Below are 13,823 nucleotides of genomic sequence, written 5' to 3'. Positions count from 1 at the left end.
GGCCGGGGGCTTCCGTCGTTCAACCCGGATTACTCACAGCGGTCAGTCTTCCCGGCCTGCTGCCGCCGCGCCGGGAGAGTCCTTGGGGAATCCGTCCCGCTCGTACGATGCGTTCAGCTTGGCCATGTACCGGGCCAGTTCCTCCAGGTCCCGGACCGGCCACTCGCCGAGCCGCTCGCGGAAGACCTGCCGCCGGGCATCCTGCACCTGGTGCATCTTTTCCTCGCCCTTCGGCGTCAGCCGGATTGACTGGGCGCGCCCGTCAAGCGGATCGGCCTCCTTGCACACCAGGCCGATGCTCTCCAGGAACGCGATCTGCCGGCTCACCGACGGCTTTCCCACTCCGATACTCATGGCCAGGTCAGTCAGGCGGATAGGCCCCTCCCGGCGGATCACGGCCAGCAGGCCGTAGGCGGCCGGCTCCATGTCCGGGTGCACCTGCCGGGACAACTGGTTGGTGATGGCCCGGCCCCGCCGCCAAAAGAGCGTGAGCTGGTGTTCAACCTTCTTCAGCGCGGCATCTGTGGTGGCGTCGGCGCCGTGGTCCGGCAGGGCGTCGGGGGAGTTGCTCATGGCAACAATTCTCAGGGTCCGCAGGCGTGAGAGAATTTTCTGATGCGACTCAGTGACTACTGGCGGCTCATGGACGACGAGTTCGGCGTGGGATACTCCCGCGTGCTGAGCAGCACCCTGGTCCTGGCGGGCGTCGGCGGCAGGACCGCGGACCAGGCACTCGCCGCCGGCATCGAACCGCGCAAGGTATGGCTGGCCGTCTGCGACGTCCAGGACGTTCCCGCCGAACGACGGTTGGGCCGCGACATCAAGCCGCTGCGGGACTGACTGTCCCGGCCCCGGTAACTGCCGGTATTTTCCCTGACACGCCGCCCAGCTGTTCGAATACCTGTTCGGATAAAGCTATGCTTTTTCGTAACGGGTTATCCACATAGCCGCCATTACCCGGCCGGAATGTCAGTGGGTCCCCTTAGCGTCAGAGATGACCAATAAACGGCCGCGAAGGCCACCATCGAGAAAGCATTAGAGGTGTCAACCATGGCGGCAGCCCCGGATCGTGCAAAAGCGCTGGAAGCAGCGCTTGCCCAGATTGACAAGCAGTTCGGCAAGGGCTCGGTCATGCGCCTGGGCGATGAAGTCCGTGCGCCCATTGAAGTGATCCCCACCGGCTCCATCGCCCTGGACGTAGCACTGGGAATCGGTGGCCTGCCGCGCGGCCGCGTGATCGAGATTTACGGGCCGGAATCCTCGGGTAAGACCACCGTGGCGCTGCACGCCGTGGCCAACGCCCAGCGCGCCGGCGGCATCGCAGCCTTCATCGACGCCGAGCACGCACTCGACCCCGACTACGCCGCCAAGCTCGGCGTGGACACCGATGCCCTCCTGGTCTCCCAGCCGGACACCGGTGAGCAGGCCCTGGAGATCATGGACATGCTGGTCGGATCCGGCTCGCTGGACGTCATCGTCATCGACTCCGTGGCCGCCCTGGTGCCGCGCGCTGAAATTGAAGGCGACATGGGCGACAGCCACGTCGGCCTGCAGGCCCGGCTCATGAGCCAGGCCCTGCGTAAGATCACCGGCCGGTTGAGCCAGACCAAGACCACCGCAATCTTCATCAACCAGCTGCGCGAAAAGATTGGTGTCTTCTTCGGTTCGCCGGAAACCACCACCGGTGGTAAGGCCCTGAAGTTCTATGCGTCCGTCCGCATCGACGTCCGCCGGATCCAGACCCTCAAGGAAGGCGCCGATTCGGTGGGCAACCGGACCAAGGCCAAGATCGTCAAGAACAAGATGGCCCCGCCCTTCAAGGTTGCCGAGTTCGACATCATCTACGGCCAGGGCATCTCCCGCGAGGGCGGCATCATCGACATGGGCGTGGAGCACGGCATCATCAAGAAGTCCGGCTCCTGGTTCACCTACGACGGCGACCAGCTCGGCCAGGGTATGGAGAACTCCCGCCGGTTCCTCCGGGACAACCCGGAGCTGGCAGCCGAGCTCGAGCGGCTCATCAAGGAAAAGCTCGGCGTTGGCGTGAAGCCGGCGGAGGAGGAGTCCAAGGACTCCCCGAAGCTGAAGGCAGTCGACGGGTTCTAGCAGTTGGCTGGATCTGACCAGGAGCGGCCCCGCAGCAGCGGTGGCCGCGCACGGCGGGCCCGCCAGGCACCCCCTTCAGCAGGGGAGCAGGGCGGGCCCGGCGACCCGAACGCCCCGAATTTTGGCGATCCCGAACCCGATCCCGTGTCCGTCGCACAGGCCATCGTCTACCGCCAGCTGACGGCCTCGGCCAAGAGCAGGCTCCAACTGGCGCGGAAACTGGCCGAACGGAACATCCCCGAAGACGTCGCAGAGGCAGTCCTGGACCGGTTCCAGGAAGTCCGGCTGATCGACGACGCCGAATTCGCCGACATGTGGGTCCGCAGCCGGTCCCAGTCCCGGAAGCTGGCCAAAGGCGCACTCCGCCGCGAGCTCGCCGAGAAGGGCATCGACCAGGACACGGCCACCGCCGCCCTGGAGCAGCTGTCGGACGCTGACGAGGAGGCCGCCGCACGCTCCCTGGTGGAGCGGAAGATCCGGCCGGGAACGGACCTTGCGGACCGCGCGGAACGCGACAAGGCGGTCCGGCGCCTGGCGTCCATGCTTGCCCGCAAGGGCTACCAGCCCTCCCAGGCATTCCGGATCGTCAACGAGGTCCTCGAAGCCCGCGGAGCCCCGGACCCGACTAGGCCCACAAATCCCTACTTGTAACAGCCGGTACCCTTAACAGGTGAGTTTGACCATTCCTTCCTCCTTTTCCGGTGCCCAGCCCTCCGAAGAGGCCGGGTCCCTGCCGCACGAGGCCGCGCCCAGGCCACGCACCTACCAGGTGCGCACTTTTGGCTGCCAGATGAACGTGCACGACTCCGAACGCATGGCCGGCATGCTCGAGGATGCGGGCTACGTTGCTGCTGACGGCGAGCAGGCGGACGTGGTGGTTTTCAATACCTGTGCGGTCCGGGAGAATGCCGACAACAAGCTCTACGGCAACCTCGGGATCCTCGCGCCGGTCAAGGCGGCGAATCCCGGCATGCAGATCGCCGTGGGGGGATGCCTGGCCCAGAAGGACCGGGAAACCATCCTGAAGAAGGCGCCCTGGGTGGACGCCGTCTTCGGCACCCACAACGTCGGCGCCCTGCCCGCGCTGCTGGACCGCGCCCGGCACAACAACGAGGCGCAGCTGGAGATCCTGGAATCCCTGGACGTCTTCCCGTCCACCCTGCCCACCAAGCGCGACTCGGTCTACTCCGGGTGGGTCTCCATCTCCGTGGGCTGCAACAACACGTGCACCTTCTGCATCGTCCCGGCCCTACGCGGCAAGGAAAAAGACCGGCGCCCGGGGGACATCCTCGCGGAGATCCAGGCCCTTGTGGACGACGGTGCCATCGAGGTGACACTGCTGGGCCAGAACGTCAATTCCTACGGCGTGGAGTTCGGCGACCGGCAGGCATTCTCCAAGCTCCTGCGCGCCTGCGGCGACATCGAGGGCCTGGAACGCGTCCGCTTCACCAGCCCGCACCCCGCAGCCTTCACCGACGACGTGATCGACGCGATGGCGGAAACACCGAACGTCATGCCGCAGCTGCACATGCCGCTGCAGTCCGGCTCGGACAGCATCCTCCGGGCCATGAAGCGCTCGTACCGGTCCACGAAGTTCCTGGGCATCCTGGACAAGGTCCGGGAGAAGATCCCGCATGCGGCCATCTCGACCGACATCATCGTCGGATTCCCCGGAGAGACTGAGGAGGACTTCCAGGCCACCCTGGACGTCGTAGAGCAATCAAGGTTCGCCACGGCCTTCACCTTCCAGTACTCCAAACGCCCGGGGACACCGGCCGCCGACCTGCCCGACCAGCTGCCGAAGGCCGTTGTGCAGGAGCGGTTCGAACGGCTCACCGCACTTCAGGACCGGATCGCCGCCGAGGAGAACCGCAAGCAGCTGGGCCGCCGGGTGGAAGTCATGGTCACCGCCCAGTCCGGCCGCAAGGCGGAGGAAACCCACCGGCTGTCCGGCCGGTCCCAGGACCAGCGCCTGGTGCATTTCTCAGTTCCGGAGGGTGCGCCCGCACCGCGCCCGGGAGACCTCGTCACGGTCACCATCACCGAGGCCGCCGCCTTCCACCTGGTGGCCGACCCCACACCGGGGGATTACAGCCTGCGGCGCTCACGGGCGGGTGACGCCTGGGACAGGTCGCAGGCAGACTCCTGCGGCGCCCCGGCACCCGGTGCAGGCGCCGGCCGCAAGGGCGTTTCCCTGGGCATGCCCTCACTGCCCCTGCGCACTCCCTGACAGGTGGGCACCCCGCCAGTCATCGCCGTCGTCGGTCCCACCGGTTCCGGCAAGTCTGACCTCGCCGTCAACCTTGCCCTGGAGCTGGACGGCGAGGTCATCAACGCTGACGCCATGCAGTTCTACCGCGGCATGGACATCGGAACGGCAAAAATCACCATGCCGGAGCGCCGGGGAGTACCGCACCATCTCCTGGACATCCTGGACGTCACGCAGGAAGCCAGCGTCTCCGACTTCCAGCAGCAGGCCCGGCAGCTCATCGACGAAATCCACGCCCGCGGGAAACGGGCCATCCTTGCCGGCGGCTCGGGGCTCTACGTGCGCGCCGCGCTGGACGTCCTCGACTTCCCGGGCACCGACCCCCAGCTGAGGCAGCAGCTCGAAGCGGACCTTGCCGCCTCGGGCACCGCGGCCATGCTGGCCAGGCTGCAGGCCGTGGACCCCGCCTCGGCAGCCCGGCTCTCCGATGACCGGCGCATCATCCGGGCACTGGAAGTCCACCAGCTCACCGGCCGCCCCTTCAGTTCCTTCATGCCCCGGCGCGAGTACGTACAGCCCGCCGTGCAGGTAGGCCTCGCCGTGGACCGGGACGTCCTCCGGGAACGGCTGGCCCAACGGGTGCACGCCATGGTGGACAAGGGGCTGCTGGCCGAAGTCGCGCGCCTTGATGGGCAGGGCCTGCGCCGCGGCAAGACAGCGTCCCGCGCCCTCGGCTACTCCCAGTTCCTGCAGGTTCTCGACGGTGAATCCACTGTTGCGGAGGCGGCGGAAAGCACCATCGTGGCCACCCGCCAGTTCGCCCGCCGCCAGCTCACCTGGTTCCGGGCGGACCCCCGGATCAGCTGGCTGGACTGGCAGGATCCGCAACTGGTGGACCGCGCCGTGGACCTCTGCCGATGACGGGTTCCGGCCCGTGCGTCAGTACGGAGCAGCCGGTTTCGGGCCTGCCGCACCCGGCCGGTAACCTTGGACGCATGGACGCAACCCTCGCAGAGACCACCGGCCCCGCCTTCCGCACGCTGGGCGGGCTGCGCTTTTCGAAGGGGCACGGCACGGGCAACGATTTTGTCCTGGTGGCCGATCCCGGGGGTGAGCACACCATCACCGCAGAGCAGGTGGCAGGCCTTTGCGACCGGCACCGCGGCATCGGGGGAGACGGCCTGATCCGTGCGGTTCCTTCCCGCCTGCTCCCCGAAGGCCGCGACCTGCTGGCCACGGTCCCCGAGGCTGAATGGTTCATGGACTACCGGAACGCGGATGGCTCCCTGTCCGAGATGTGCGGCAACGGTGTCCGCGTCTTCGTGCATTTCCTCCGGGCCGAAGGCCTGATCGATCTTCCCGACGGCGGTGCGCTGATCATCGGTACCCGCGGCGGGGCCAAGACCGTGGTCCGGACGGGCGATGAGTATGCGGTGGACATGGGTCCCTGGGAATTCATCTTCCCCGGCGAAGCCACGGCCAAAGCCATGGATTCGCTGGTCACCGCGGACGGTCTGGAGGTCCCGCGGCCCGCGCTGTCCGTCAGCATGGGCAACCCGCACACCGTCGTGGCCCTCGCTGAACTCTCCGAACTGGCCGGGACCCGGCTCTTCACGGCACCCACGGTGGAACCCGTTCCCGCCAACGGCACCAACGTGGAGTTCGTCGTCCCGGCTGAACCGCTCGTCCACGACGGCGTGGGTTCAGTCACCATGCGCGTCCACGAGCGGGGCGTCGGCGAGACCCAGTCCTGCGGGACGGGAGCCTGCGCGGCCGCCGTCGCCATCCGCCACTGGGCCGGTGCAGAAGCTCCGGACAGCTGGCGGGTCCACGTTCCCGGCGGAGTGGTGGGCGTGAAATTCTTCGCCGGACCGGCCGGCCACGAGCACGTGGAACTGAGCGGTCCGGCCGTCATCGTGGCTACCGGGACGCTTTCCTGACCTTCAGGATGCGGAAGGACTTGGACGTGGACTCGCGGGTCACGCTGAAGGAGTCGTCCAGCTCCCCGGCCAGCCAGCGCTGCAGGGAATCCGAGCCCAGGTTCTTCTGAACCACCAGCCACGCCGCTCCGCCGGGCGCGAGCCGGGGCAGCCACAGTTTCAGCAGCGAGTGAAGCTCGTCCTTGCCGATCCTGATGGGCGGATTCGACCAGATCGTGTCGAACCTCAGGCCCGGGTCCACCGCCTCGGGTGTGCTGGCCGCAACGTTGGCCAGCCCCAGGGCGGCAGCATTTTCATTGGTCAGCGTGATGCAGCGCTCGTTCACGTCCACGGCGTACACCTGGGCGTGCGGGGCGCGCAGCGCCATGGTGAGCGCGATGGGTCCCCAGCCGCAGCCGATGTCCAGCAGATTGCCGGTGGGCGCGGGCGCCGGAACCTCAGCCAGGAGGACCGCCGTCCCCTTGTCGATGCCGTCAGGGCTGAAGATGCCGCTGGAAGTCTGCAGCCTGCGTGTTTCGCCGGCAAGTTCTACTGTGAGGGGCTTTCTGGTGAAGGGGCCGGCGGGGGATGCGCTGAAATAGTGTGCTGACTCCATAACTGGCCAGAGTAGTTCCCCTTGCAGCGTAAAGGGAAACTGCGGACCCGCGGCCTCTGCTAGGGTGGAGGGCATGTTCCTGATCTTCGAGTAGCCGGCACGGGCAACGCCCGTCCCGCAGCCGTCTTCCAGTGGCGGCCAGTCCCACGGCGACGCAGGTATCCAACACCTTCCGCCTGTGCACCGGACCAGACCCATCCTGTCTGTTCCGGCAGCCGGACAATACTCGAAAGTCAGCATCCCGCTGGTCTTTTCGCCGATTCTCCGGCACGTTCCCGTTCCGCCGCTTCCCGTGACGCGGCATTTGCGCCCGCGCCCGCCTTCGGGCCCGCCCGCGCCCAACATCCCAGGAGAACTGCATGACCGCAGGCCGTCAGCCCAGCGCGAATACTTCCCCACAGACCAGCAATCGGCACTATTCTGGAACTGCCGAAACTTCAAAGGAGACCATGACCAGCCAGCCCAACACCGGATCCGAACCAGCCGCCCAGGACATGAGCCCTGCGGAAATCCAGGCTGTGATCGACCGGATTCTCTCCAAGGACGTACCGGCCAGGAATCTCAGCACGCCCCGCGGAGAAGAACGCGGCAACGGCAAGCCCGTGCTCGGCACGGCCCAGGCTATCTCCCGCCTTGACGAAGAGCACACCACGTACGACGGCGACCAGCAGGACCTCGAGGAACGCCGCGCCCTGCGGCGCACCGCGGGCCTTTCCACCGAACTGGAAGACGTCACCGAGGTCGAGTACCGCCAGCTGCGCCTGGAGCGCGTGGTCCTGGCCGGGCTGTGGTCCGAGGGAACCCTTGCCGACGCCGAAAACTCGCTCCGCGAGCTCGCGGCACTTGCCGAAACCGCCGGATCAGAGGTGCTCGACGGTCTGGTGCAGCGCCGGGACAAGCCGGACCCCGGCACCTTCCTGGGCTCCGGAAAGGCCCAGGAACTCAAGGACATCGTGATGTCCACCGGCGCGGATACCGTGATTGTCGACGCCGAACTTGCCCCGTCCCAGCGGCGCGGGCTTGAAGACATCGTCAAGGTCAAGGTCATCGACCGCACTGCCCTGATCCTGGACATCTTCGCCCAGCACGCCAAGAGCCGGGAAGGCAAGGCGCAGGTTGAGCTCGCGCAGCTCGAATACCTTCTTCCCCGCCTCCGCGGCTGGGCGAGTCGATGTCCCCGCCAGGCCGGTGGCCAGGTGGGCGGCGCGGCCGCCGGCATGGGCTCCCGCGGACCCGGTGAGACGAAGATCGAACTGGACCGCCGGCGCATCCGTACCCGCATGGCCAAGCTGCGGCGCGAAATCGCCGCGATGAAGCCGGCCCGCGAAACCAAGCGCGCCAACCGCCGTCGTAATGCCGTTCCCTCCGTGGCTATCGCCGGGTACACCAACGCCGGGAAGTCCTCCCTGCTGAACCGCCTGACGGATGCGGGCGTGCTGGTCGAAAACGCCCTGTTCGCCACGCTGGATCCCACGGTGCGCAAGGCCGAAACGGCGGACGGGCTGGGGTACACCCTGGCCGATACGGTCGGTTTTGTCCGGTCCCTGCCCACCCAGCTGGTGGAGGCCTTCCGCTCCACGCTGGAGGAAGTGGCTGATGCCGACCTGATCCTGCACGTGGTGGACGCCTCGCACCCGGATCCCGAAGGCCAGATCGCTGCCGTCCGCAAGGTCTTCAGCGAGGTGGACGCGCGCAAGATCCCGGAGATCATCGTGCTGAACAAGGCCGATGCCGCGGACCCCTTCGTGGTGGAACGGCTCAAGCAGCGCGAGCCGCGGCACGTGGTGGTCTCGGCGCGTACCGGTCAGGGGATTGCAGAGCTGCTCAGGGTGATCAGCGAATCCATTCCGCGGCCCAGCGTCAAGATGGAACTGCTTATCCCGTACAACCGCGGCGACCTGATCAGCAAGCTGCACGACTCCGACGCCGAAATCATCAGCCTTGACCACGTCGAGGCAGGGACCCGGGCCGTCGTGATGGTGCGGGAAGGCCTCGCGGCCGAACTGGAACCCTTCGCCGCGAATGACTGACCTCGTGGCCGGCGAAGCCACGGACGCGGCCGGCGGGCAGTTCGTCATCGAGCTGCTCGACCGGGCCGTCGCCGCGATGGGCGGGCAGAGCCGCACCGGGCAGCACGAAATGGCCAGGCAGGTGGCGCGCGCCATCGAAACGGGCAACCACCTGCTGGTCCAGGCCGGAACCGGAACCGGCAAGTCCCTCGCCTACCTGGTGCCGCTGATCGCCCACGCCCTCGAAAGCAACAAGCCTGCCCTGGTTTCCACCGCCACGCTGGCGCTGCAGACGCAGATCGTGGGCAGGGACCTGCCCCGCCTCCTCAAGGCCATCACTCCTGCCCTGGACCGGCCGGTGAAGGTGGCGCTGGTCAAGGGCCGTTCCAACTACGTCTGCCGGCACAAGCTCGAAGGCGGATTCCCGTCTGAGGAGCCCGCCGAGGGGCAGCTGTTTTCGCTGGGGGAGGACACCAGCGTTCCCCACTTCGCCGCCACGGTCGGCGGGCCATCGTCGCAGCTTGGCAAGGAGGTGGTGCGGCTGCGTGAGTGGGCAGAGAAGACCGCCACCGGCGACCGCGACGAACTCCTTCCCGGTGTGACCGACCGCGCCTGGCGGCAGGTCTCGGTGACCTCGATGGAATGCCTGGGTTCACAGAAGTGCCCCATGGCCACCGAATGCTTCAGTGAGCTGGCACGCCAGGACGCGGCGGAGGCCGACGTCGTGGTCACCAACCATGCCATGCTGGCCGTCAGCGCCTTCGAAGGGCTGGCCGTCCTGCCCGAGTATGACGTTGTGGTGGTGGACGAGGCCCACGAGCTGCAGGACCGGGTTACGGGAGCCGTCACCGGCCAGCTCTCCGTGGCCATGGTACATGCCGCTGCCTCCAGCGCGCGCAAGCACACGGCCATCACCGTGGACGCCCTCAACGCCGCCGCCGCCAACCTCGAACTGGCCTTGGCGGGCGCGCCGAACGGGTTGCTGCCCAACGGCCTGAACGACGAACAGCTGGACTGCATCGACCAGTTGCGTGAGGCGTGCCGCGCGGCGCTGTCCGATTCCAAGGGCGACAGCAACACAACGCCCGACGGCGGGAGGCAGCTTGCGCGGTCCCGCCTGATGCTGATCCTGGAATTGTGCGAACGGCTGATCGCGGCCCGGGACGATCGGGAGGTGGTGTGGTTTTCCCGCGCCAGCTCCTTCGATCCCGGCCAGGGGTACTCGCAGCCTGACGAGTCCGCGCCCGTACTGGTCAACATTGCGCCGCTGTCCGTGGCAGGCCGGCTGCGGGAGGGCCTCTTTGCCGATCACACCGTGATCCTGACATCCGCCACCCTGGCCATCGGATCGGCCTTCGAGCCCGCCGCAGGCGGCCTTGGGCTGGTAGGTGAGGGCGCCCCCTCCTGGACCGGCGTGGACGTGGGCTCGCCCTTCGACTACCCGAAGCAGGGCATCCTGTACGTTGCCGGCCACCTGCCCAAGCCGGGCCGGGGCGCATCGCCCGAGTCGCTGGCCGAGCTGGAGGCGCTCATCCGGGCATCCGGCGGCGGGGCGCTCTGCCTGTTCTCCTCGCGGCGTGCCGCCGAGGAAGCGGCTGAGGCGCTGCGTCCCAAGCTCGGCGTGACAGTCCTTTGCCAGGGCGATTCCACCATGACGGCCCTGGTCAAGCAGTTTGCCGACGAACCGGACACCTGCCTGTTCGGCACCATGTCCCTGTGGCAGGGAGTAGACGTCCCGGGCGGATCGTGCCGGCTGGTGGTCATCGACCGCATCCCGTTCCCGCGGCCTGATGATCCCCTGATGACGGCGCGGTCCCGGGCGGTGGCGCAGGCAGGCGGCAACGGGTTCATGTCGGTGTCCGCCACCCATGCCGCCATCCGGTTGGCCCAGGGGCAGGCCGGCTGATCCGGTCCACCGGCGACAGGGGAGTGGTGGCCGTGCTGGATTCGCGCCTGGCAACCGAACGCTACGCCGGGTTCCTGCGGGCGGCACTGCCCCCGTTCTGGGCCACGACGGACCGGAAGACAGCGATATCAGCCCTTGAACGACTGGCCTCGGAGGCCCACTGAAAGACGGCACCCTCCCGTGACCCGGGAAGGTGCCGTCTTTTTCGAACCCTGGAGTTGTTGGTTCCGCTCTCCCTAGAGGGAGCGCAGGACCGAGACCACTTTGCCCATGATGGTGGCATGGTCGCCCAGAATCGGTTCGTACTGGGTGTTCTGCGGGAGCAGCCAGGTGTGGCCGTCACGCTGGCGGAACGTCTTCACCGTGGCCTCGTCGTCCAGGAGGGCTGCGACAATATCGCCATTGGCGGCATCCGCCTGGCGCCGCACCACCACCCAGTCACCGTCGCAGATGGCGGCGTCCACCATGGAATCGCCCGCCACCCGCAGCATGAACAGCTCACCCTGTCCCACCAGTTGGCGGGGGAGCGGCATGACATCCTCCACCAGCTGGTCGGCCAGGATGGGCCCGCCGGCGGCAATCCGGCCCACCAGGGGAACCATGGCGGTGTCCACGGCGGTGGGAAGCTCCGTCACTCTGGCACCCGCGTCCGGGGGCAGTGAAGCCGAAGGACCGGCAGCCTTTGCCGGTCCGCCATCAAGCGTGAGGGGCGTGAGCACCTCCATGGCCCGGGGCCGCTTCGGATCCCGGCGGAGATAGCCCAGCTTCTCCAGCTGGGAGAGCTGGTGGGTGACGCTGGACAGGCTGGCCAGGCCCACGGTGTCGCCAATTTCGCGCATCGAGGGCGGGTAGCCGTTCTCGTTGACCGAGCGCTGGATGGTTTCCAGGATTTTCTTCTGCCGCGGCGTGAGCCCCTTTGCGGCCCTTTTCGGCTGCGAGGCTGCCCTGCCCCCGGTGGCTGCTGCTGCCATATTCGCCAATGCCTTTCGGTTGCCACCGGGCTTTCCAACGCTCCGGACTGGGTGACTTGCCCTTTTGTCAGACCCTGCTGATCAACTTCAAGGGTGGTTGTTTCCTGTTTCAAAGCTAGGCCAGCCACATGGCTTTTTCAAACATTTGTTCTAGCGAGTCTCGACATTATTCGTTAATAGGTGCTAAAACTGGAGAGGCAAAGTTCGAATATGTGTTCTAGTCAAGTTGCCAGTGTTCGAAAGCCGTTCGAATGCGGAAGCCGGAATGTCAGTGGTGCCGGGCAGGCTGTACCCGCATGGCAACGCAGTACAGGCAGTACAGGCAGTACCGGCACCACGGCACAGGCACTACAGGCAACACAGCACAGGCAGCACAGGCAGTACAGGCAACACAGCACGGTTGTTCCCAGGCAGCACAGTATGGTCCAGGAGGGCTCAGACATGTCAGCTATATCCGCTTCGCAGGCCAACGCTCCGCGGGTCCCTGCCCGGCAGGCTTTGCAGCACGCCCGGCCTGGAACCCCGGACGGCCCGGCGCCCCTGCCTCCCCTTCGGCTGACCCGGCGGGGAAAGATCGTCCTGATCGGTATCCCGCTCGTGCTGCTGGCGGCCCTGCTGCTGTCCCTGGCAGGGTTCTTCAACTCGCCGGCCAAGGCCTCCGATACTGCTGAAGACCTCACGGTGACCCCCACGGTGACCGTGACAGTCCAGTCCGGACAGTCGTTGTGGTCCATCGCCGGAACTGTCGCCCCTGGCCGTGACGCCCGCGATGTGGTTGCTGACATCGTCCAGCTGAACAACCTCCCAGCAGGGGCGGTCCTGCCCGGCCAGCAGTTGTACGTCCCCACCAGCTGAGGCAGCGGCCGCGCCAGTGTGCGCCCAGGCGTGGGTTGCCGCTGGCCGCACGCCCAGCGCGAACACGGGCTGTCACATTTTCCGGTCGCCGGGACGGCCACTAAACTGTTCAGGTGAATGACCAGCTAGAACGTCTGAACCGGCTTCCCCTCCGCAGCAACCTTCGCGGGCTGACCCCCTACGGGGCGCCCCAGCTGGATGTTCCCATCCTCTTGAACGTGAACGAAAACTCGCACGGCGTTCCGGCCGACGTGAGGACCGCCATCACCGAAGCCGTGGCAGAGGCCGCCACCAGCCTCAACCGCTATCCGGACCGGGAGTTCACCGACCTCCGCCGGGCGTTGGCGGAGTACCTGGGCCACGGACTGGACGAGTCCAACCTGTGGGCCGCCAACGGCTCCAATGAAGTGCTTCAGCAGATCCTCCAGGCGTTCGGTGGTCCCGGCCGTACAGCCCTTGGCTTCCCGCCCACGTATTCCATGTATCCGCTGCTGGCCAGCGGAACGGACACCGAATACATCAAGGGTGAACGCGCCGCTGATTATGGACTCAGCGCCGAATCCGCGGCCCGCCAGGTGAAGGAACTCCGGCCCAACATCGTCTTCCTCTGCTCACCCAACAACCCCACCGGCACCGGCTTGGGTCTGGATGTCGTGGAGGCCGTTTACGAGGCCGGAGCAGAAAGCCAGACCATCGTCATTGTTGACGAGGCCTACCACGAGTTCGCGCACGACGGCACCCCCAGCGCACTGACCCTCCTGCCCGGGCGGGAGCGGCTCATCGTTTCCCGCACCATGAGCAAGGCCTTTGCCCTCGCGGGGGCACGGCTTGGCTACATGGCGGCTGCCCCCGAAGTCACGGACGCCCTGCGCCTGGTCCGCCTGCCCTACCACCTGTCCGCCGTCACGCAGGCAACAGCCCTGGCGGCCCTGCAGCACCGCGAAGCCCTGATGGCCGACGTCGAGGACATCAAAAAGCAGCGCGACCGCATTGTCACCGAACTGACGCGGATGGGCCTCAAGCCCGCAGCCTCGGACTCCAACTTCGTCTTCTTCGGCGGCCTGGAGAACCCCCGCGAGGTCTGGAAGGAACTGCTGGATGCCGGCGTGCTGATCCGCGACGTCGGAATCCCCGGCCATCTCCGCGTCACGGCAGGAACTGAGACCGAAACCACAGCATTCCTCACCGCCCTGGAAAGCATCCTTGCCAGCCAGGCCGCGCTTCCCGCCTAG

Annotated in this window: 12 protein-coding genes and 1 pseudogene; 10 read left to right on the top strand and 3 right to left on the bottom strand. The window is 67.0% G+C overall.

Features of this window, described 5'->3' with window-relative positions; genetic code table 11:
* Window positions 1-42: 42 nt before the first annotated feature.
* Complete coding sequence (locus ACPEE0_RS12505) at window positions 43-573, bottom strand: MarR family winged helix-turn-helix transcriptional regulator (RefSeq protein WP_407709353.1); 531 nt, start codon at window positions 571-573, stop codon at window positions 43-45.
* Between the two features lie 42 nt (window positions 574-615).
* On the opposite strand from ACPEE0_RS12505, the gene ACPEE0_RS12500 reads away from it, so the two are divergent.
* From ACPEE0_RS12500 to dapF, 6 genes are all read left to right on the top strand, one after another.
* On the top strand, window positions 616-840 hold the full coding sequence (locus ACPEE0_RS12500; RefSeq protein WP_407709354.1) for a DUF3046 domain-containing protein: 225 nt from the start codon (window positions 616-618) through the stop codon (window positions 838-840).
* Between the two features lie 210 nt (window positions 841-1,050).
* On the top strand, window positions 1,051-2,106 hold the full coding sequence (gene recA / locus ACPEE0_RS12495; protein ID WP_133349882.1) for a recombinase RecA: 1,056 nt from the start codon (window positions 1,051-1,053) through the stop codon (window positions 2,104-2,106).
* 3 nt (window positions 2,107-2,109) lie between these two features.
* Window positions 2,110-2,757, top strand: a complete 648-nt coding sequence (locus ACPEE0_RS12490) for a regulatory protein RecX (RefSeq protein WP_424574576.1) — start codon at window positions 2,110-2,112, stop codon at window positions 2,755-2,757.
* Between the two features lie 19 nt (window positions 2,758-2,776).
* Window positions 2,777-4,336 (top strand): tRNA (N6-isopentenyl adenosine(37)-C2)-methylthiotransferase MiaB, encoded by a 1,560-nt coding sequence (gene miaB, locus ACPEE0_RS12485; protein ID WP_235046928.1) that lies wholly within the window; start codon window positions 2,777-2,779, stop codon window positions 4,334-4,336.
* Window positions 4,337-4,339: 3 nt separating this feature from the next.
* Window positions 4,340-5,236, top strand: a complete 897-nt coding sequence (miaA, locus tag ACPEE0_RS12480) for a tRNA (adenosine(37)-N6)-dimethylallyltransferase MiaA (RefSeq protein WP_407709355.1) — start codon at window positions 4,340-4,342, stop codon at window positions 5,234-5,236.
* Between the two features lie 74 nt (window positions 5,237-5,310).
* Window positions 5,311-6,255 (top strand): diaminopimelate epimerase, encoded by a 945-nt coding sequence (gene dapF / locus ACPEE0_RS12475; protein ID WP_009358649.1) that lies wholly within the window; start codon window positions 5,311-5,313, stop codon window positions 6,253-6,255.
* On the opposite strand, the gene ACPEE0_RS12470 is transcribed toward dapF, so the two are convergent.
* Entirely contained in the window at window positions 6,236-6,850 is a 615-nt protein-coding gene (locus tag ACPEE0_RS12470; protein WP_407709356.1) for a class I SAM-dependent methyltransferase, read from the bottom strand. The two genes, dapF and ACPEE0_RS12470, sit on opposite strands and share 20 nt — an antisense overlap.
* A gap of 449 nt (window positions 6,851-7,299) precedes the next feature.
* Between ACPEE0_RS12470 and hflX the strand changes: the two genes are divergently transcribed.
* Together hflX and ACPEE0_RS12460 are read left to right on the top strand one after the other, a co-directional pair.
* Window positions 7,300-8,880: a GTPase HflX gene (gene hflX, locus ACPEE0_RS12465; RefSeq protein WP_424574575.1), complete on the top strand. Its 1,581-nt coding sequence runs from the start codon at window positions 7,300-7,302 to the stop codon at window positions 8,878-8,880.
* Window positions 8,873-10,929, top strand: a pseudogene (locus tag ACPEE0_RS12460) (ATP-dependent DNA helicase). The gene hflX and the pseudogene ACPEE0_RS12460 overlap by 8 nt, the downstream one beginning before the upstream one ends.
* 72 nt (window positions 10,930-11,001) lie before the next feature.
* Here the strand turns inward: ACPEE0_RS12460 and lexA are convergent.
* A complete protein-coding gene (lexA, locus tag ACPEE0_RS12455; RefSeq protein ID WP_407709358.1) occupies window positions 11,002-11,736 on the bottom strand; it encodes a transcriptional repressor LexA in 735 nt (244 codons plus the stop codon).
* A gap of 441 nt (window positions 11,737-12,177) precedes the next feature.
* Between lexA and ACPEE0_RS12450 the strand changes: the two genes are divergently transcribed.
* Window positions 12,178-12,591 (top strand): LysM peptidoglycan-binding domain-containing protein, encoded by a 414-nt coding sequence (locus ACPEE0_RS12450; protein WP_407709359.1) that lies wholly within the window; start codon window positions 12,178-12,180, stop codon window positions 12,589-12,591.
* 113 nt (window positions 12,592-12,704) lie between these two features.
* Window positions 12,705-13,823, top strand: coding sequence for a histidinol-phosphate transaminase (locus ACPEE0_RS12445; protein ID WP_407709360.1), 1,119 nt, complete (start codon window positions 12,705-12,707; stop codon window positions 13,821-13,823).

The organism is Arthrobacter sp. SD76 (assembly GCF_049726125.1).
Lineage (GTDB): Bacteria > Actinomycetota > Actinomycetes > Actinomycetales > Micrococcaceae > Arthrobacter > Arthrobacter nitrophenolicus.
The sequence above is the reverse complement of the archived record's forward strand: the minus strand, read 5'-3'. Positions and strand labels throughout refer to the sequence as shown.